At 65.8% G+C, this 18,864-nt stretch carries 17 protein-coding genes, 1 tRNA gene and 1 pseudogene; 7 read left to right on the top strand and 12 right to left on the bottom strand.

Annotation, left to right across the window (positions count from 1 at the left end; all coding sequences use genetic code 11):
• Positions 1 to 37: 37 nt before the first annotated feature.
• Positions 38 to 712 carry a methyltransferase domain-containing protein gene (locus AC5P5W_RS00310; protein WP_197574239.1) on the top strand — a complete coding sequence of 225 codons (675 nt, stop codon included), beginning with the start codon at positions 38 to 40 and terminating at the stop codon, positions 710 to 712.
• 3 nt (positions 713 to 715) lie between these two features.
• Here the strand turns inward: AC5P5W_RS00310 and smqnr are convergent, their stop codons facing one another.
• Positions 716 to 1,363 (bottom strand): SmQnr family pentapeptide repeat protein, encoded by a 648-nt coding sequence (gene smqnr, locus AC5P5W_RS00305; protein WP_197574238.1) that lies wholly within the window; start codon positions 1,361 to 1,363, stop codon positions 716 to 718.
• 162 nt (positions 1,364 to 1,525) lie between these two features.
• Here smqnr and AC5P5W_RS00300 point away from each other — a divergent pair, with 162 nt between their 5' ends.
• On the top strand, positions 1,526 to 2,302 hold the full coding sequence (locus AC5P5W_RS00300; RefSeq protein WP_019659483.1) for a DeoR/GlpR family DNA-binding transcription regulator: 777 nt from the start codon (positions 1,526 to 1,528) through the stop codon (positions 2,300 to 2,302).
• 11 nt (positions 2,303 to 2,313) lie between these two features.
• Entirely contained in the window at positions 2,314 to 3,447 is a 1,134-nt protein-coding gene (locus AC5P5W_RS00295; RefSeq protein WP_197574237.1) for an MFS transporter, read from the top strand.
• Positions 3,448 to 3,518: 71 nt separating this feature from the next.
• Here the strand turns inward: AC5P5W_RS00295 and AC5P5W_RS00290 are convergent, their stop codons facing one another.
• The 4 genes from AC5P5W_RS00290 to AC5P5W_RS00275 form a co-directional block, all read right to left on the bottom strand.
• On the bottom strand, positions 3,519 to 4,799 hold the full coding sequence (locus tag AC5P5W_RS00290; protein ID WP_495220747.1) for an RICIN domain-containing protein: 1,281 nt from the start codon (positions 4,797 to 4,799) through the stop codon (positions 3,519 to 3,521).
• 172 nt (positions 4,800 to 4,971) lie between these two features.
• Complete coding sequence (locus AC5P5W_RS00285) at positions 4,972 to 6,477, bottom strand: PepSY domain-containing protein (RefSeq protein WP_495220746.1); 1,506 nt, start codon at positions 6,475 to 6,477, stop codon at positions 4,972 to 4,974.
• 11 nt (positions 6,478 to 6,488) lie between these two features.
• Positions 6,489 to 8,627 (bottom strand): TonB-dependent siderophore receptor, encoded by a 2,139-nt coding sequence (locus tag AC5P5W_RS00280; protein ID WP_197574234.1) that lies wholly within the window; start codon positions 8,625 to 8,627, stop codon positions 6,489 to 6,491.
• Positions 8,628 to 8,756: 129 nt separating this feature from the next.
• A complete protein-coding gene (locus AC5P5W_RS00275) occupies positions 8,757 to 9,152 on the bottom strand; it encodes a DUF2946 family protein (RefSeq protein WP_014646198.1) in 396 nt (131 codons plus the stop codon).
• Between the two features lie 241 nt (positions 9,153 to 9,393).
• Between AC5P5W_RS00275 and AC5P5W_RS00270 the strand changes: the two genes are divergently transcribed.
• Both AC5P5W_RS00270 and AC5P5W_RS00265 read left to right on the top strand, forming a co-directional pair.
• Positions 9,394 to 9,972 (top strand): hypothetical protein, encoded by a 579-nt coding sequence (locus tag AC5P5W_RS00270; RefSeq protein WP_032958533.1) that lies wholly within the window; start codon positions 9,394 to 9,396, stop codon positions 9,970 to 9,972.
• A 32-nt stretch (positions 9,973 to 10,004) separates the two neighbouring features.
• Complete coding sequence (locus AC5P5W_RS00265) at positions 10,005 to 11,102, top strand: XVIPCD domain-containing protein (RefSeq protein ID WP_014646196.1); 1,098 nt, start codon at positions 10,005 to 10,007, stop codon at positions 11,100 to 11,102.
• Between the two features lie 34 nt (positions 11,103 to 11,136).
• Here AC5P5W_RS00265 and AC5P5W_RS00260 read toward each other — a convergent pair.
• A pseudogene (locus AC5P5W_RS00260) lies at positions 11,137 to 11,283 on the bottom strand (tautomerase family protein); the annotation flags it as partial.
• A gap of 453 nt (positions 11,284 to 11,736) precedes the next feature.
• Here AC5P5W_RS00260 and AC5P5W_RS00255 point away from each other — a divergent pair.
• Together AC5P5W_RS00255 and AC5P5W_RS00250 are read left to right on the top strand one after the other, a co-directional pair.
• The gene (locus AC5P5W_RS00255) at positions 11,737 to 12,165 is read left to right on the top strand and encodes a hypothetical protein (RefSeq protein WP_014646194.1); all 429 of its coding nucleotides are present in this window, start codon (positions 11,737 to 11,739) and stop codon (positions 12,163 to 12,165) included.
• Between the two features lie 199 nt (positions 12,166 to 12,364).
• Entirely contained in the window at positions 12,365 to 13,411 is a 1,047-nt protein-coding gene (locus AC5P5W_RS00250; RefSeq protein ID WP_080052965.1) for an RHS repeat-associated core domain-containing protein, read from the top strand.
• A 595-nt stretch (positions 13,412 to 14,006) separates the two neighbouring features.
• Here AC5P5W_RS00250 and AC5P5W_RS00245 read toward each other — a convergent pair.
• The 6 genes from AC5P5W_RS00245 to AC5P5W_RS00220 all read right to left on the bottom strand — a co-directional run bounded on the left by AC5P5W_RS00245 (position 14,007) and on the right by AC5P5W_RS00220 (position 18,782).
• A tRNA-Val gene (locus AC5P5W_RS00245) sits at positions 14,007 to 14,081 on the bottom strand.
• 117 nt (positions 14,082 to 14,198) lie between these two features.
• Positions 14,199 to 14,552 (bottom strand): PilZ domain-containing protein, encoded by a 354-nt coding sequence (locus AC5P5W_RS00240; RefSeq protein ID WP_005412452.1) that lies wholly within the window; start codon positions 14,550 to 14,552, stop codon positions 14,199 to 14,201.
• On the bottom strand, positions 14,549 to 15,505 hold the full coding sequence (locus tag AC5P5W_RS00235) for a DNA polymerase III subunit delta' (protein WP_046429215.1): 957 nt from the start codon (positions 15,503 to 15,505) through the stop codon (positions 14,549 to 14,551). The genes AC5P5W_RS00240 and AC5P5W_RS00235 overlap by 4 nt, the downstream gene beginning before the upstream one ends.
• Entirely contained in the window at positions 15,502 to 16,167 is a 666-nt protein-coding gene (gene tmk, locus AC5P5W_RS00230; protein ID WP_111205522.1) for a dTMP kinase, read from the bottom strand. The genes AC5P5W_RS00235 and tmk overlap by 4 nt, the downstream gene beginning before the upstream one ends.
• On the bottom strand, positions 16,164 to 17,225 hold the full coding sequence (gene mltG / locus AC5P5W_RS00225) for an endolytic transglycosylase MltG (protein ID WP_046429210.1): 1,062 nt from the start codon (positions 17,223 to 17,225) through the stop codon (positions 16,164 to 16,166). Before mltG ends, tmk begins: the two co-directional genes overlap by 4 nt.
• Before the next feature lie 192 nt (positions 17,226 to 17,417).
• Positions 17,418 to 18,782 (bottom strand): aminodeoxychorismate synthase component I, encoded by a 1,365-nt coding sequence (locus AC5P5W_RS00220; protein ID WP_164077249.1) that lies wholly within the window; start codon positions 18,780 to 18,782, stop codon positions 17,418 to 17,420.
• Positions 18,783 to 18,864 lie beyond the last annotated feature (82 nt).

The raw sequence follows: 18,864 nt of genomic DNA, 5'->3' as shown, positions 1-18,864 counted from the left end.
CGGTACAGTGGTATGTCCCTGTTGCAGGAATGCACGCATGTCTTCGTTCTCCGATCCGCAGGCCGTTGCCCGCTATGCCGAGGGCCCGCTGCGCCAGGTGCCGGGCTTCCTCGCGTTGCAGCAGATGAGTCGCCTGCTGCTGGCCGAACACGTTCCTGCGCAGGGCCGCGTGCTGGTGCTGGGCGCCGGTGGCGGGCTGGAGCTGAAGGCATTTGCCGAGGCGCAGCCGGGCTGGCAGCTGCTGGGCGTGGACCCGGCTGCACCGATGCTGGCCCTGGCCGAACAGACACTGGGCCCGCTGATGTCGCGCGTGCAGTTGCTGGAAGGCTACATCGACGATGCCCCCGACGTGCGCTTCGATGGTGCCAGCTGCCTGCTGACCCTGCACTTCCTCGACGCCGTGCAGCGCCTGCGCACGCTGCGGGAGCTGCACAGGCGCCTGCAGCCCGGCGCGCCGCTGGTGGTGGCCCACCACAGCGTGCCGCAGGATCCGGCCGGCAAGCTGCGCTGGTTGCAGCGCTACGCCGCGTTCGCCGAAGCCTCCGGCGTTGCCCACGCCGATGCACAGCGCGCGATCGACGCCATTGCCGAGCGGCTGCCGCTGCTGGCCCCCGAACAGGAAGTGACGCTGCTGCAGGAGGCCGGCTTCGACGATGTGGAGCTGTTCTATGCGGGCTTCAGCTTCAAGGGCTGGGTGGCGTACGCCGGCTGATGCCTACGGCACCACGGTGATGCCGATCCGCTGCATCAACAGCGCCACCTGCTGGACATCCAGCGTGGCGCCACGCAGGTTGGTGCTGCGCAGGTCCAGCTCGCCCAGATCGGAATTGGTCAGGTCGCAGTCGGTGAAGTTGGCGCTGTTCCAGTCGATTCCCTCGAACTGGCCACCGGACAGGTCCGAGCCGGCAAAGCTGGCGCCGCTGACGTTTGCACCGTCCCAGCGGTTCTCCCACAGTTCGCATTTCTCCAGCGTGACCCGCGAGAAATTGGCATAGCGCAGGTTCGACTTCTTGATGAAGGCGCTGCAGAACCAGCTGCGCGTGGTGATCTGGTTCATGAAGCTGGCGTTGCTGAAATCCGCACCCTGCGCGCGGCACTCGCTGATCTCCAGGCCCAGCGCCTTGATGAAGTTGAAGTGGCACATGCTGATGTCGCAGCTGCGGAAGCTGGCCTCCTTCAATGTGGCGCCATTGAAGCGGCAGCCGCTGCGGCTGTCGGCATCGTAGAAGCTGCAGTTGATGAACTCGGTGGCGGTCAGGTCGGCACCGGAAAAATCGCACTCATGGAACTGCTGGTCGACCACTTTCTGGCCGGTGTACTGGTCCGCGCCGATGCGCAGCTTGCGGTGAACGGCGGGGGACATCAGGGATTCCATGCCAGGTGCCCCGCCATCATGCCGGGCCGCGAGGGCGATCCATAGACGTGGGCGCGGGCGGATTCACCGGCAGTCCAGCCGCCCTGTGCCCCGCCCAAACGCAGCATGCACGTTGTTGCACGTTAATGCACGAACGTGCAGACTTGCAGCATGAGCTCCGATCCCAGCCCCCTCCCCGCCCAGCGCACCCGGCAGATTCTGGAGGAACTGCGCCAGCAGGGCCGCGTGGTTGCCGCCGAGCTGGCGCGCCGCTATGCCGTGTCCGAAGATTCGATCCGCCGCGACCTGCGCGAGCTGGCCGCGCAGGGCCTGTGCCAGCGCGTCTACGGTGGCGCCGTGCTGCCACCGCCCAAGGAACGCCCGCTGCGCGAGCGGCTGACCCGCGACCGCGGCGACAAGGCCGAGCTGGCCGCCCGCGTCTGCGCGTTGCTGCAACCCGGCCAGGTCGTACTGCTTGACGCCGGTTCAACCAACCTGGTGATCGCCCAGCAGTTGCCGGCCGCCCTCGGCTTGACGGTGATCACCAACGCGCCACAGATCGCCACGGCCGCCAGCCTGCTTGAAGGCACCTCGGTGCAGCTGATCGGCGGGCGCCTGGCCAGCGGTGGCGGCGCGGTCGGCGCCGAAGCACTGGCCCAGGTGCAGCGCCTGCGCGCCGATGTGTACCTGCCCGGCCCCTGCGCGGTGGACGGCGACACCGGCGTGTGGGCAATGGATGCGGAAGAAGCCACGCTGAAGCGCGCGATGGTGGCCTGCAGCAGCCGTGTCATCGTCGCCGCCACGACTGAAAAGCTGGGTGCACGCGGCAACTGGCAGATTGCCAGCCTCGACGAGATCGACGACCTGGTGCTGACCACCACCGCACCGCCCGCATTGGCGGCACGCTTCCGCGCCGCAGGCATCGCGGTACACCCCACTCCCCCCTGACCGTACCGCTCATGTCCGTTGCCAACCGCGCGCGTGCCGAACAGCACGCGACCCGCGCTGCGTTCTTCATTCCCGGCTTCGCCACCGCGCTGTGGGCCACCCTGGTGCCGTTCGCAAAGGCACGCACCGGGATCAACGACGCCACGCTGGGGCTGGTGCTGCTCTGCCTCGGTGCCGGTTCGCTGCTGGCGATGCCGTTGTCCGGCGTGCTGGCCGCGCGCCTCGGTTGCCGGCGGGTGATGGTGGCCAGCAGCCTGCTGATCTGCCTGACCGTGCCCGGCCTGGCGCTGGCCGGTTCGGCCTGGACACTCGGGCTGGTCCTGTTCGTGTTCGGCGCCGCCGTGGGCGCGATGGACTGCACGATGAACGTACAGGCCGTCATCGTCGAGCGCGAAGCACGGCGCGTGATGATGTCCGGCTTCCATGCGTTCTTCAGCATCGGCGGCTTCCTCGGCGCGGCCACCATGACCGTGCTGCTGTCTGCTCACCTGCCTCCCTCGGCGTCCGTGCTGATCGGCGTTGGCGCCATGCTGCTGGTGATGCTGCTGTCGGCGTCGTACTGGCACAGCGAACGCATGCCGCACGACACACCGATGCTGGCCCTGCCACACGGCATCGTGCTGTTCATCGGCGTGCTGGCGTTCGTCGCGTTCCTCGGCGAAGATGCGATGCTCGACTGGAGCGCGGTGTTTCTCAGCGACGTGCGCCGCGTCGATGCCGGCCTCGCCGGCATCGGCTATGTGACCTTCACCCTGACCATGACCGTCGCACGCCTGTTCGGTGATGCACTGGTGGCACGCGTGGGCCGCCAGCGCGCGATCGTGTTCGGCGCGTTGCTTGCCGCCGCGGGCGTGCTGGTGCTGACCCTGGTCACGCCGTGGCAGGCGTCGCTGATCGGCTATGTGCTGGTCGGCCTCGGCTGCGCCAACATCGCACCGGCGCTGTTCTCGCTGGCTGGCCACCAGACCCGCATGCCCGGCGCGCTGGCCATCACTGCCGTTTCGACGCTGGGCTTTGCCGGCATCCTTGCTGGGCCGGCGCTGATCGGTTTCGCTGCCAATCACTTCGGCCTGATCGCTGCATTCATCGGCGTGGCCACAGCCTTGTTGCTGGTGGCGGTGTCCACGCGCTGGCTGCGGGTATAACGCCTAGCGCCGGAAAAACCGCGCGCCCGAAGGCGCGCGGTTGAACAACGCTGCATCAGCGGCAGCAGGCCTCAGTACGAGGAGAACTCCCAACGCTGATTGTCGCTACCTTGGCACATCCACATATGCACCTTGGAGCCGTTGATGTTGCCCAGGCCCGGGTCATCCAGGCACATGTTGGTCTGCGGATTACGGATTTCGCCGACCAGGCGCCAGGACTGGTGGGCGCCACCATTGCACGACCACATGCGGATCGGATTGCCGTCATGGCTTGCGCCATCGGCGGCCTCCAGGCACTTGCCGCCCAGCCCACGGATCGAACCATCCGCACCCAGCTCGAAGCGCTGCTGTGGCACGCCCGTGCAATCCCACAGCTGTACGCGCGTGCCATCTGCGCTGTTGGCACCTTCCACATCCAGGCACTTGCCGCCAACGCCCACGATCGAACCGTTGGCCGGGTTGAACTCCCACTTCTGGTTGCTGGTCTGTGCGTTGCTATACAGCTGGATCTTGGTGCCGTTGGCACTGGACGCACCGATGGCGTCGAGCACCTTGTTGCCCACGCCGACGATGGAGGTATTGGTGAACTTCCACGACTGGTTCCAACCACCGTGCGCGTCATACAGCTGGATCCGGCTTCCATTGCTGGTGCCGTAACCGACGATATCGAGTACGCGGTTGCTGGGCACACCGGTGATGGTCGACGTGTTGGGCTTCACCGTCCACAACTGCTGCGGCGTGCCCGGCGTGCAGTCCCACACCTGGATGGCGGTACCCGGACCGGTGTTGGCGCCTTCGGCGTCGAGGCACTTGTTGCCTGCTCCGCGGATCTCACCAAACGTGGGAATGTTGCGAAGGTTGACCGGCGCCGATACCGACCCCTGCGAGAACTGGCCATCGCCGCTGAAGGTGGCGGTGATCGACGCGGTGGTGAAGCCGGCGGGCACGGTGTAGTTCACCGCAACCTTGGCTTGGCCACCATAGGCGTACTGGTGCGTGCAGCGCCAGACATCACGGATAGCAGCCCAACAACCCTTGTTCAGGTCGGAAACCGTACCCAGAAAGGGGGTATTGGAGGTACTGACCTGGACCTTGCCGACCGGCTGACCGTTGACCTTGAATTCAACAAAACCACCGATCTGGTCGTTTCCTGGAATGTGGTAAAGCCCCAACGCCTGGGACTCGACCTGTGCGGAAAGCTGGATGACCTGCCCCGGCGCCGGAAGCGCATTGGAGACGGCAGCTGTGGTGGTGGTCGGAAAGTTGTACAGGCGCGGCAGAGAGTCGGCCTTTGCACCTGCAGACGCCGCTGCAATTCCAATTGCGAGAACACCCATCGAAACGTAATTCATCCTTGCTCCATTTACGCTGTGTGGAAATCCTATCCAGGGACGACCATTGAAACGCTGCAAGTACGGTGTCCCTGCACTCCCTGGCCATCGACACCGACATCGACTGCGGGCCTCGGCCTTCATGGCCAGGAACTCCGGATAGTCTCACAGACGGCGCGCTCACGGCAGGATGCTAGCGCCGCCTGCGCCGCAGCTTCATCCGCAAGCGCCGATAGCCGATCACCGTCGCCGTGGCACACAGCGCGGTGCCGGCAGCGCTCAGCAGCAGCAACACCGCCAGCCGGGCACCTTCCTGGCGCAGCATCGCCGGCAGGTCCCAGCTGTGCAGGAAGTAGAACAGCCAGCGGCCGACGCGTTCGCGATGGCCCATCGTCAGCAACAGATCGCCGGTCGCCAGATCGAGATAGACGCGTGTCGCCTCGGCATCACCGAAATCCACCACTGCCACCGGGAAGCGACGTACCGCTGCACCATTCATGGCCTCGGGCGCACGCGGGTAGAAGTACGCATCCGCTGCATGCTGCACCACGAAACCCTGCATGGGTGTAGCGGACAGCGCACGTGCCCTCTGCTGCAACCACGCGGTCGGCAGCCACCGTGCGACATGCAGGTGCCCATTGCCGCCGGACACGATGCGCGTATCACCCTGCCCGTCCAGCAACACCGCGAACAGCTCACCACCGATCCGTCGCCACTGGATCTCCACCGGCTGGAAGCGCGCAGCTTCGGCCATCGCCAGAAGCTTCGCAGGATCACCCAGCGCACCATCCACCGCCACCGCGCCGCCACGGTAGTGCTCAACATCGATCGCTTCACCCGTACTGCTGAAGACACCCAATGGGTTCATCGACATCAGCCCGCTGAAGATCCAGGTGAACACGAAGGCGGACGCCATCAGGCCAAGCAGATGGTGCCAGCGCATCCACGACTCCACGTACGGCGTCTTCGCACCGGAACGATAGTGCCCACGGAAACGCCAGCGCCATACGCCCACCACGATGCCGCTGATCGCCGCCACCGTACACAGTGCGGACAGCACGATCACCACCCACGTCCACACCGGGTCGACCGACTGCATGCGCAGGAAGTACAGCCAGTGCAGCCAGGCGCCCACATAGTTCCAGCGCTGCTGCACATGCGGAGCGTCCAGCACCACTTCACCGGTACGCGAGGACACATACAGGTCGCCCGGCTGCGCGCCGCCCACCTCCACCCGATACAGCGGCCGATCCGCGTCCAGTGCACGCGAATGCGTCCAACGATCCTCATTCACGCGCATCGCACCCACGAAGGCCTGGCCGCCCGCGAACTGCGCAGCGGATGCTTCGGCGCGCTGTGCCGACACCGGCAGCAGGGCCTGGCCGGTCACGGCAGACCAGGCGCCCACGTTGCTGCCACTTCGCACCACATAGGCAGGCGCTCCACGCAGCGTGGTCAACGCCACAGCCTCCGGCTCGGCCTGCACGGCGGCAGGCAGTACCGACAGCCCCTGCAGGTCGCGGGCCTCACCCAGCACCGGCAACGCCGCCAGCCGCTCGCCGGGCGTCAGCTTCGGGTAACCAATGAACAGCATCACCATGCCGCTGACGAACCACAGCAGCATCAGCAGGCATCCGCCGATGCCCAGCCAGCGATGCACCAGGTAGGTCCAGCGCTTGGCGGTGGAACGCAACGTCATTGCCCGCGCCCTCAGAAGCGATGATCGACGGTGAATTCGACGCGCCGGTCCGCACCCAGCAGCCACTGCGTGCTGGTGTAGTACGCGGTGGCGTAGTACGCCTTGTCGAACACGTTGAACAACCGCGCGGACAGCTGAGTGCGCGGTGCCGCCTGCCAGGTCAGTGCAAGGTCGGTGGTGCTGTAGCCGGGCAGTTCCAGCGTATTGGCGTTGTCGGCGTAGCGCTTGCCGACATAACGCACGCCCCCCGCCGCACTCCAATCCGGTGCGAACTGCCAGCTCAACCACATACTGGCCAAGCGCTCGGCCACGTTCGGCGGCACGTTGCCGTCGCGCGACACCAACACCGCCGGCGAACCCGTGGTTTCCAGGAAGTCCTCGAATTCGGCCTTCAGCACCGTCGCGTTGGCATCGAGCGACCAGCGCGGCGCGAAGTTCCAGTTCAACGACGCTTCAATACCGCGCGAGGTCTGCGCGCCCACCTGCACCCGGCGATCCGGCACCAGCGGATCGCGGCTGAGCAGCCCGGTCTTGCGGATGCGATACGCCGCCAGCGTCCACTCGCCACCGTCGAAGGCCTGCTTCAGGCCAACCTCGATCTGCCGGCCCTTGGCCAGGTCAAAGGCGCCGTTGGCCGGGCTGATCATCAGCAGGCCACTGACCGGGTCCGCCGCCTGCGAATACTGCGCATACAGGCTCAGCGTCGGCTGCAGCGCGAGTACCGTACCCGCACGCCAGCCTGTGCTGCTGTAGGTCTTCGAGAACGCGTTCTGGCCGCTGATCAGATCGGTGCGATCAATGCGCGCGCGGTCGTGGCGCAGGCCACCCAGCACCGACCAGCGCTCGCTCAGCGCCAGCCGGTCTTCCACGAACAGCGCGTACTGCTCGGCAAGGTTGCGGTAGCGCGGCAGGTTCGGCGCGTCGCTGGCGAACTGGCCCGGGACAGGATCGAACGGATCGACCGGGCCCGAGCTGCCGGCATAGGTGTTGTTGGTGTGCTTGAAGTGCGCGCGGTTGGCGTCCAGGCCCACCACGAAGTTGTTCTGCAGGCCACCCGCCGTTCCCTGCACACGCAACGTCGAGGTCAGTCCGGCCTGGTCCTGGTTGTGGGTGATCTCGGTATTGCCCGAGCGATCGATCAAGCCGGTAGCGCGGTTGTAGACATAGGCCTCGGCATTGCGCCAATCACGCTGGCTGTCGATCTGGTAGACGCGGGTTCGCCATTCCACGTTCGCGTTCGGTGTCCACAGCGCGTCGAGCTGGGTCCAGCGGTCGCGGAAGCGGATCTCGCTGTCGTCCACGTTGTAGTTGCGGTGGCGCAGCGCCTCCAGCTGGCGGCCCTCGACCAGCGGCGTGCCGAAGTAGCGCATGGGCTTCTGGTAGCCCTGCGCATGGGTGAGCATCAGCTGCAGGTCCGCACGTGGCTGCCACAGCAACGCACCGGAGAATGTCGCGTCGCTGTTGCGTCCACGATCAACCCAGCCACCGCTGTAGTTGCCGCTCACATCAACCCGATAGGCCAGCTCAGGCGTCAGCGCGCCACCACTGCCGAAGCCCAGCCGCGCGGTGTCCTCGCTGCCCACGGTCATGCTGATCTGGTTCTCGATGGCGCCGCGCGTGGGCTTCTTCGGCACGATGTTGATCACGCCGCCGATCGCCCCGTCGCCATGGATCACCGAGGCCGGGCCGCGCAGCACTTCGATGCGCTCGATCGACCAGGTATCGAACGGGAACGTGATGCCCACGCCGCCGTACTGGCGCAGCCCATCGTACAGCCGCATCACCGAGGCACCGTCGGTGAAGCCGCGGCTGGACAGCGCACTCAGGCCATTGCCCGGATGCGGCATGGCACTGATCGCACCCGCCCGGCTGATCGCATCGTTGAGGTTGCTGTCGCCGCGCTGCTGCAGCTGCTCGCGCGAAATCACCGTCAGGCTGGCCGGTGTCTGCAGCACGCTCAGGCCCAACGCAGAGCCCGCGCTGGCGGTGGACGACAGTTCACCGCTGCGGGTATCGACCACCCGCACGGTATCCAGCGTGGTCGGTGGGGCCGCGTCAGCGGCAAGTACGGGGGCGGTGTGCAGGAGCAACGCGCACAGGACAGGCAGCGTCGCCCGGCGCAGGCGCGCGGAGTTGGGGTTCGTTTTCATTTTTTCACGGCATGCAAGGCCACCCCGCAATGGCAGGGCAGCAATCAGAAAGGGACAGACACGCGCGTGCGGGCACCGGCCGTGGCCGGCAACCTCATGGAAGAACGTTCAATACAGCGCGCGTGCGGCTCAGGCGGCCATCAGTGCTGGCGGCCCACGCGCGCCCAATGTGCCGCTGATCCGTTGCGGCAACGCCCGCACCGCGCCGCGCAGTGCGCGGCACACCGGTGCCATCGGCGCCAACAGCAGCACGGCCGCCACCAGCAGGGTGATCAGCCGTGCAGCGATCAGGCAGTAATCGCAGTCCACACCCATCTCATGATCGGCATGTGGATCGGCGGGCGGCTTCTTCGTGGCCCCGCCGTGCGGCATGGCCATTGCGTGATGGTCGTGGTGCCCTTCCATCGCGTGCAGCGCGTGCTCTGCGTGCATCGCGTGGTCCATGGCCGCCACCGGCGCAGCGGCAGCCACGTGACCATGCGCCAGCCAGCGGCTCACCAGCGGGGCGAGCAGCACCAGCAGCATGGCAAGCCATGCCAGGGCCTGGAACCGGCGGTGGAGAACAGAATGGCGCACGCCGCCATTCTACGGGGCCATAGCCAACCTTGGACCTCGTTCAGGGTTTGGCCCCTGCGACACGGTGACGCAGGGGTTCGCCTCCAGCGGCGACATGTGAATGCACCGCACCGTGGTCCCTACGCTTGCAGGCCCCGCCTCGCCAACGTTAGGGTTCAGATGGCCACGGCAAGGAGCCAGAGGGATCCGCATGACCACCCGCATCACACACCGGCTGCGCATCAGCCTGCTCGGCCTGACCGCGTTGCTTGCCGCCTGTGCCGACAAGGGCCCGCCCCCACCGCCAGAGCCGCTGGAACTCTCACAGCCCATCGCCGTGGACACGCCGGGCCAACAGGTGCAGTTCGAGTTCGAAACCACGGCGCGCAATTTTGCCAGCTACCGCACTTATGCGGTGGAACTGGAACTGCAGCGGCGAAGTCCAGCTACAACGGGCACGCCCGATATAGCAAGTATCAACATCCCATTCGAAGTATCCCTGCAGCGTCGGGAAGGTACTACCTGGCAGGAGATTGCAACACAGGACAGCTATCAGGCACGCGCGCGCAACGGTGTTGAGCCGCTCCCCTCGTGGCACCACTCTGAGAGCTGGCGCTATGCCTCGCTCGCATCAGGCAGCGACGGCAGCTACCTCCTGAACGTGACAGCGCTGCCGCTGGAGCTCGACAGCAGATACCGGCTGCAGATTCAAACGGTCCATGCCATATCAGGACTGCAAGACTATTCGGCAAGGCTAGTCGTGCACGCCTCGCGTCCTGCAGGGAAGTGACACCATTCATTCGAAGGAACGAAGGAGTTTCCATGAACAAGCCCCGCTACAGCCTGGACATTGTCATTGCCGCACCCGGCACCCCACTGCTCGATCCCGATTCGGGAAAGCAGCAGCTGACGCCCGATGGCACTCCTGATACTTCCGGGCCTGGCCACATGTTCTACGTTCTGCACGCTCCAGGTAAAGCGGCGCAGAGTTTCGGCTTCGCACCCGTCGAGCATGGCAGCATGAATGGTCCCGGGCGCATCGTCAGAGACGACGTGAAAGTCTATAAGGACCCCGCCCATGTCCGTACCATCGAAATCACCGAAGCCCAGTACAACAAGCTCAAGGCGTTCGGCGACGATCCAGTGGCGCACGGCTTCAGCAAGCACTACGCCGACGTGCGTCACAACTGCGTGGACTTCACCTGGGACGCATTGAATCATGCCGGCATCCAGCGCAAGCACAGCCTGGACGTGAACAGCATCGGCGGCCCCGTCGGCCAATTGCTGCCAGACGTCCGCATTCCGCTGGGCGTCCAGTCACAGGGCAAGGACGGTTATCGCCCCCTGCGCAACATCCATGGCGTGGACAGCATTGAACCGCCCTTCCCCAACAGCGAACTCAACCGCACCACCACCCATCCCCTGCCCGAGCGCAGCTTGAAGCAGCGTCTGCTCAGCGAAACCGATGGTATTGATGGCCCCTTGGGCGAGCGTCTGGCTGCGGACGCGCGCGCACCGGGGCACAGCCTTCATGCCTTGGACCAGAAAGTGCGTACCGCACTCGCCCAGGCCAGCGAACAGCAGGGACTGCCCCCCGGACAGGAGCACGAACGACTGGCCGGCCATCTGACCCACGCGGCGGTGCAGGCCGGCTTCAGCGAAAAGGACACGCTGCAGGTGGCATTCAGTTCAAACAGCACCGCCGAGGCACCCGGCTACGTATTCCTGCATCGCAGCGGCGACACCGCCTCGCCGGACCCTGCCGCCAATCGCCAGCGCCTGTCCCTGCTCGATACGCAGCAGGGCGACGCGGACACGCTGTATCAGCAGGTCAACGTGCAGCAGCAATCCCGCGACGCAAGCCGGCTGGCGCAGGACGAGCAACAGGCACAACAGCAGGCGTCGCCGCGCATGGCCTGACCAAACCGCGTGAGGCGCAGGCACCGTTCCCGCATCAACTCACGTACTGCGCCTGCCCATTGCCAAACGACCAGTTCTCCTTCTTCACCTCCACCAGGTTGATGAACACATCCTCGCGGCGGATACCCACCGCCGCATGCAGGCCATCGGCAATGCCCAGGTACAACGCCTTCTTCTGCTCATCGCCGCGCAGGGTGACGCGATTGCCGTGGCGGCGCCGCTCTGGAGTCGTCTCGTGCACGGTCGGCAGGGGCGGCGATGTGCGCCATCAGTGATGGGCCGCACTACTCGCAGGTGTCCGACGGCACACATCGGAAAACGTCTGGCCTGCCTAGGGCCAGTTGAGAACTTTCCTTACAGACTGATGTGATGGCCCGGCTTGAAGATCGCCGCGCCGAGGCAAGACGCCTTGGCCGGGATTGGCGTCTCGAATAAACGAACAGGCTTCAAGGACTGCGAGAGAAATCGCAGTTGAGAGAATGCACCGACTGCCCTCAATGGCGGGCGGTGCGTGGGGATCGCAAGATCCGCCAGGCGTTCTTCTCCCTTGAAGCTTGTTTGCCTTGGCACGCCAACCCGCACCGTCCGCCACCTTCACTCCAGAAGGTGGCCCTACGCCAGTGAGGGTTTCGCCATGACCAACCGAACCGCCATCCATCCCCGCCTGCACGCGCTTATCGGCGACGTCGCAGCCGACGTGCCCGAAGACCTTGCGCGTGAGATCGAATGCGCTCTAGCGGAGCGACTGCTGCCGCCTTCGCGCCCAACGTTCCTTTCCTGCCTCGATGCCATCCGCGCCGGTGATGACCAAGCCGGGCGCGCATGTACCCCGCAGACACTCAGCGCCACAGGCTTCGGCTCGCTCGACCGCTCGCTGGCCGCTTTGAATGCCGTACTGGATCTACTGCATGCCGCCGAACGTGCGCGCCTGGATGGCGATCCGCAGGATCAACTCGGTGACTTCCATCGGGACGGATTGATCGTTGCCGCACGCCAGATCGCGCGCGCTGCACAGGATGGGCTAGGCCATGCCATGGGATTCGCGGCAGGAAGACCTGGCTGATGCACGCGCAGCAAAGATGGCCCATTGCTGGAGGCCCTTTTTGTTCTGCAACATGGTAGGTGGCACAGGGATGGACGCGGCTCTTCTACCCAGCGAAGGCGGCCATTGCGGTATATGATCCACTCGGATCGGTGCACGAACGCCACGGTCATACTGCCTAGTCAAGTCATCTTGGACAGCGCTTTCGGGGAAAGAAAGGATGCATACATTCAAAAGGAACGCGGGCGATGAATCCGCCTGCGCATCAAGGGTTGGAGTTCGTCTCCGAACACTGGTTGCAGCAAGTACTTGGCTACACATTGCGCTGCCAATTGGGCTTGGCCTGCCTCCATCCGCGAACGCTGAAGGTCCGGAGACGGTTACCTACATTCATACCGACGCCCTTGGCTCCCTTGTTGCTGAGAGCGACGCCAACGGCAACGTGATAAAGCGTTATGACTACGAGCCCTATGGGACCCTGGTAGGAGGACAGGTCACCGACGGACCCGGATACACAGGGCATGTGAGCGACTCGACTACGGGCTTGAGCTACATGCAACAGCGATACATGGATCCGGAGCTGGGAGTCTTCCTCTCAGTGGACCCGGTCTCAGCGTATGACCAGCCTGTAGGCCAGTTCAATCGCTATCGGTATGCCAACGGGAATCCGTACAAATTCACTGATCCAGATGGGCGAAATCCAGCCCTGCCATTCATCTATGGCGCGATAGCGGGGGGCCTGTCCAATATTGCCATCCAGAAGCTGATGAATCCGGATAAACCAATCGATCAGACGCAGGCATTGATAGCAGCAGGGGTGGGTTCGGTCTCAGGCGGCGTGGGCGGTATCGCTGTCGCAGCCGTGGAGTCTGGAGTGATTTCTGTCGGCCGAGCCGTTGCCATTCAAGCAGCGGCGAATTTCGTCACTGGCGGCGCCGGTGCCGCCGCAGAGAGCGCCCTCAAGGGAGAGCCGATTTCCGCTGGTGGAGTGCTCACGGCAGCGACCGGAGGCGCTGTTGGTGGTCTGGCAGGTTCCGGTGTTGCAGCTGCAGCAGGCGACTTCGCGGGACCAGCCGCCAAAGGCGCTCTGAATAGGCTGAGCAGCTCCGCATCTCCCGGCGCCCCGAACATCGCCTCCACCACCGCATCAACAGGAGTCGCAATTCCTCGTCAGTCGATCACACAAGCGGGAGCATCACAGCTAGGGCAGAGCACCGCCGGAGCCGCCGTAGATGCGGCACAAAAGACGATGGAGAAGAAGAAGTGAATCCAGTACTACGTGGCTTTCTCGCATACCAAGCCGGGGGCATTCTCGTTCTTGGCGCCCTCTACTTCATTGCGATTCAATCAGGAAATCCGCATCCCTTTCGCGCATCATTCAGATTGTGGGCGGCGTATGCAGTTTTCTTTGCTGCCATATCTGCATTTGAGCTAGTAAAGCGACGACGGTATCGCAATCGGCGATGATCGGCCTCTGAAGTCGGGCTGCGCTCAACAATCGAATGAGAATCGAAAAGCGCTGAACCTAAAATCGGTCATCCAGACGTCCTCGAACTTCGACCATCGACTTGCAAGGACACGGATAGTGGAGTTCACGAAGGGTTTCGAGTACGAAAGCGTACAGGTGATAGTGGAGCGGGTAATCGAACGCAGAGACCTGCTTGACTATGTACGCACAAGCCTTTTCGCTAGGGAAAAAGTCAAAGCGGGCCAGGGTAAGCTAGTAGAGTCCCATATCCATCTGACGGCGAGTCACCGGTTACTTGGAGCCGACACGACCTCCATGCACTTACTCTGCGCATACGAAAAAGCCGGCTGAAAGCCGGCTTCTTCATAACACCTGAAAAGTCAGGTCTACTATTTGGTGGGCGGTACAGGGATCGAACCTGTGACCCTTGCCGTGTGAAGGCAATGCTCTACCGCTGAGCTAACCGCCCGGTGTGTTGCTGAGCCGCTCATTATAGGGGCTTTTCAGAGGCCGTCAACAGTTTTTCACAGTCGTGTTCACGGGCATTTCGGGGCACGCAGCCGGGCATGACCCGACGCTACCGGAATCACATCGTATGGGTCGGTTTGTCCGAACCGGTCAGCCCGGCCAGCAGGGTCTCGATCTTGTGGCGCACGCCCTCGCCTTCGGCACCGTCGGCCAGCTGCACGCCGATGCCGGCGGTGCGGTTGCCCTGCGCGCCGGCCGGGGTCACCCAGATCACCTTGCCGGCCACCGGCAGACGCTCGCTGGAATCGGGCAGCGTCAGCAGCAGGAACACCTCGTCGCCCAGGAAGTAGCGCTTGGGCGTGGGCACGAAGATGCCGCCATTCTTCACGAACGGCATGTACGCGCTGTACAGCGCGGCTTTGTCCTTCACAGCCAGGGACAGGATGCCCTGGCGGGCGTTGCTGGCACTCATCGATTTCCCCTTGCGGCAGGCCGCTCGTTCACCTTGTTCCAGGCCAGCAGCAACTCGACCACCGCAAGGTCTGCACGCACCGTGGTGCGCAGCAGGTCGCGGGTGCGGTTGGCCGCATCGAACCAGGCTGCAAGCTTGTGCAATCGCTCCGGCGTGGTCAAGGCATCGGTGCTGGCCTGGGCCAGCGCCAGATCGGCAGCGAAGCGCAGGCGCAGCGCCGCGTTGTCATCACCACACCACTTCTGCGCCAGCTCCACCGCGCCGGTCTTGCCGGCAGCCAGCTGTTCCAGATCTCGACCGACTTCGCGGCGCAGGCTCAGGCCGTCTTCGCGCAGCCAGTTGTCGGCCTGGCCGGGATGGCCGCGGGCGGCCTCCAGCGCTTCGCGCGCCGATGCTTCACTGTGGCCCAGCTGCTGCAGCCAGGCCAGTGCTTCGTGCTGCGGCGGCAGCTTGAATTCCAGTCGCTGGCAACGGCTGCGGATGGTCTGCGGCAGGCGTGCCGGGTCGCTGCTGATCAGCCAAAGGTAGCGGCCGGGCTGCGGCTCTTCCAGGGTCTTCAGCAGCGCATTGGCCGCCGAGCGGTTGATCGCATCGGCCGGATCGACGATCACCACCTGCGCCACGCCGTACTGCGGGGTCAGCGCCAGCTTGTCGGTGATCTCGCGCACCTGCTCGATGACGATCTCGGTACGCAGCTTGTCGCCGCTCTTGTTCGGAATGAAGCTGACCAGCTGCAGGTCCGGATGGGTGCCGGCGGCGATCAGCTGGCGCGTGCGCGTGGCGTGCGTTGCATCACCCTGCGCCAGCACGTGGTCGGCCAGCGCCAGCGCCACCTCGCGCTTGCCCAGCCCGGCCGGGCCGCAGATCAGCAGGCCATGACCGAGGCGACCGGCGTCGAGCGCGGCCACGGTCTGGTCGAACGCGCGCTGCTGCCACGGCGAAAACGTGCTCATGCGCCCTCCCCTTCCTGCAGCCAACGCTCGACATGTGCGACCACATCGGCGGCCACGCGTTCCTGCACCTGGCCGGCGTCGATCAGCGCGAAGCGCTGCGGGTCCTGCTGTGCGCGGCTGCGGAACACGGCGCGCACGCGCTGGAAGAAATCGTCCTGCTCGCTCTCGATGCGGTCCGGCCACAGGTCGCGGCCATTGGCACGGGCGCGGCCCACGGCCACGTCCACATCCAGCAGCAGGGTCAGGCCCGGCAGCAGGCCGACCGCGCGGCGCTCCAGGTCGGCAATCCACTGCGGGTCCAAGCCACGGCCACCGCCCTGGTAGGCGTAGCTGGAATCGGTGAAGCGGTCGCTCAGCACGTAGGCACCGCGCTGCAGCGCCGGCCGAATCACCTGGCGCACATGCTGCGCGCGTGCGGCGAACACCAGCAGCAGCTCGGCTTCGGCGCTGAGCGGTTCGGCAGCGATCTCGGCATCGGGCTTCAGCAGCAGGCCGCGGATGCGCTCGGCCAGTGGCGTACCGCCCGGCTCGCGGGTCAGCACCACCTCGTGGCCGTGGCGGCGCAGGCAGTCACGGATGGCATTGATGGCGGTGGTCTTGCCTGCGCCCTCGCCGCCTTCCAGGCTGACGAAACGCGGGTGGCGAAGCAGCGCGGGACTCATTGCGCCGGGGTCTCCTGGGTACGTTGCTGGCGCAGCTGCTGCAGGTAGCGGGCTACGGCGGCGTTGTGCTGGTCCAGGCTGGGCGAGAACACGTGCGCGCCGCTGCCGTCGCCCACGGCGACGAAGTACAGCGCATCACCGGCGGCCGGCTGCGCCGCGGCCATCAGCGCGTCGCGACTGGGCATGGCGATCGGGGTCGGGGTCAGGCCCGCACGGGTATAGGTGTTGTACGGCGTATCGGTGGTCAGGTCGCGGCGGCGGATGTTGCCGTCATACGCGGCACCGATGCCGTAGATCACGGTCGGGTCGGTCTGCAGGCGCATGCCGATCTTCAGGCGGCGCATGAACACGCCGGCGATCTGCGGGCGTTCGCTGGCCAGCGCGGTTTCCTTCTCGATGATCGACGCCAGCGTCAGCAGTTCGTAGGGCGTGTTGATCGGCAGGTCCGGCGCGCGGCTTTCCCAGGCTTCGTCCAGCGCCTTTTCCATTGCGGCGTGGGCGCGCTTGAGCACGTCCAGATCACTGTCGCCGCGCTGGTAAACGTAGGTCTCCGGCAGGAAGCGGCCTTCCGGGTGCTGGCCACCGAAGCCAAGGCGCTGCATCAACGCGGCGTCATCCAGGTTGTCGGTGGTGTGCAGCAGCGGCTCGGCGCGCTTGAGCGCGGCACGCAGCTGGCGGATGTTCCAGCCCTCGACAATCGTGACGCGGTGCTGCAGCACCTTGCCGGCGCGCATGCGAAGCAGCAGCTCGCGCGGGGTCAGCTCACCACTGAGCGCGTACTCGCCCACCTTCAGCTTGCCGGCCGCATCGAGCTGGCGCGCCAGCAGTTGCCACTGGGTGTCCTGGCCCTCGTCCACGCCGGCATCGCGCAGCTTGCGCAGCACGCTGTTCATGCCATCGCCGCTGGCGATGACCACGCTCTCGGCGGTCGGGGTGATCGGGGCGTCGGCGAACCGGGTCTGCTGGTAGAAGAACCACGCGCCCGCGCCGGCCACGACGGCAGCCAGCACCACCACCAGCGTTACCACGAACAGACACCCGCGCTTGGCTCCCGCCATGGACTACCTCTGAACTCGATTCCGTCGTGCAGGATACCGTGCCGGTGGATTGGGGTCATGACCGGGGTGGCGCCTGCATGCCGGCCAACGGTCGATCAGTAGATCCACGCCATGCGTGGATGAACGCCCGGCGGCATGACTGCGGGGGTCAGAGCCCTCGCGCGGTGCGCAAGGGATCCGACCCCGACCGGATCAGCCCTGCTGGCCGAGCGCGCGCAGCAGGCCGCGGGCCTTGGCGCGGGTCTCGTCCAGTTCCTTGTCCGGGTCCGAATCGACCACGATGCCGGCGCCGGTGCGGAAGCTGACCTGGTGGCCATCCACTTCGGCGGTGCGGATCAGGATGTTCAGGTCCAGGTCGCCATCGCGGTTCAGCCAGCCGAACGCGCCGGTGTAGGCGCCGCGCGGCACCTGCTCCAGCTCGCTGATGATCTGCATGCAGCGCACCTTGGGGCAGCCGGTGATGGTGCCACCGGGGAACGTGGCGGCGATCACCTCGCCGGGGGTGACCTCCGGGCGCAGGTGGCCGCTGACGTTGCTGACGATGTGGTGCACGTGCGCGTAGCTCTCCACCGTCATCAGCTCGTCGACCACCACGGTACCGGGCATGCAGATGCGGCCCAGGTCGTTGCGCTCCAGGTCGATCAGCATCACGTGCTCGGCGCGCTCCTTGGGGTGGCCGACCAGCTCCTGGATGCGTGCGGCATCATCGTCCCCCTCGAAGCGCGGACGCGTGCCGGCAATCGGACGGGTCTGCGCGTGGCCGGCATGCACCGACACCAGCCGCTCCGGCGAGGAACTGACCACATGGCGGCCGTGCGCGCTGAACAGGCCGGCGAACGGTGCCGGGTTGGCGCGGCGCAGCTGCGCGTACAGCGCCTGCGGGCTGACCGGCGCAGCGAACTGCGCGCTCCAGCGCCGCGACAGGTTCACCTGGAACACGTCGCCGGCACGCAGGTACTCGATCACCCGGCGCACGCCGTCGGTGAAGCGCTGCGGCGCATCCTCGCCCACCGCCTGCGGCGGCTGCCAGCCCTGCCCGGCCTCGGGCAGCGCGGCCGAGGCCAGTGCCACCAGCGCATCCAGCAACGCCTGCTCGCCGGCCTCGGCGATGACGAAGCTGGCGCCGTTGTGATGGTCATGCAGCACCGCGGCCGGGCAGCGCAGCGCCAGCGCGGTCGGGCGACCGTCCTCGCGCGCACGCGCCGGCAGCACCGGTTCGATCTGGCTGGCCACTTCGTAGTCCAGCATCAGCGCCCAGCCGCCGCGGAACGGCAGGCTGTGGCTGCCGTCATGCAGCAGGCGTTCGCGCTGCCAGGCACGGTCCAGCACCTGCAGGAAGCTGCCGGCGTGCACCGCGTCGTGCTGGTCGCGCACCTGGCCATCGGCATCCAGCCGCAGGCAGTCGCCCTGCGTGGCCAGCAGCAGGCTCCAGCGGCCCTGCGCGGTGCCCGAGGCAGTGGATTCCATCAGCAGCGGAAAGCGCGCCGGGTCATGCTGCTGCAGGGCCAGCAGATCGATCGGGTGCGGCAGCGGGTGGATCAGCGGTGCGTGGGTCATGGCGGCCAGTTCGGGGGTTCAGATGCACGGAAGCCGCCTTGCGGCGGCTCCGTAGAACGCGGCGTCGAGCATGGCCCGACGC

The organism is Stenotrophomonas sp. YJH_SMC_123 (genome assembly GCF_059368215.1).
This window is presented reverse-complemented; position numbering and strand designations above follow the sequence as displayed.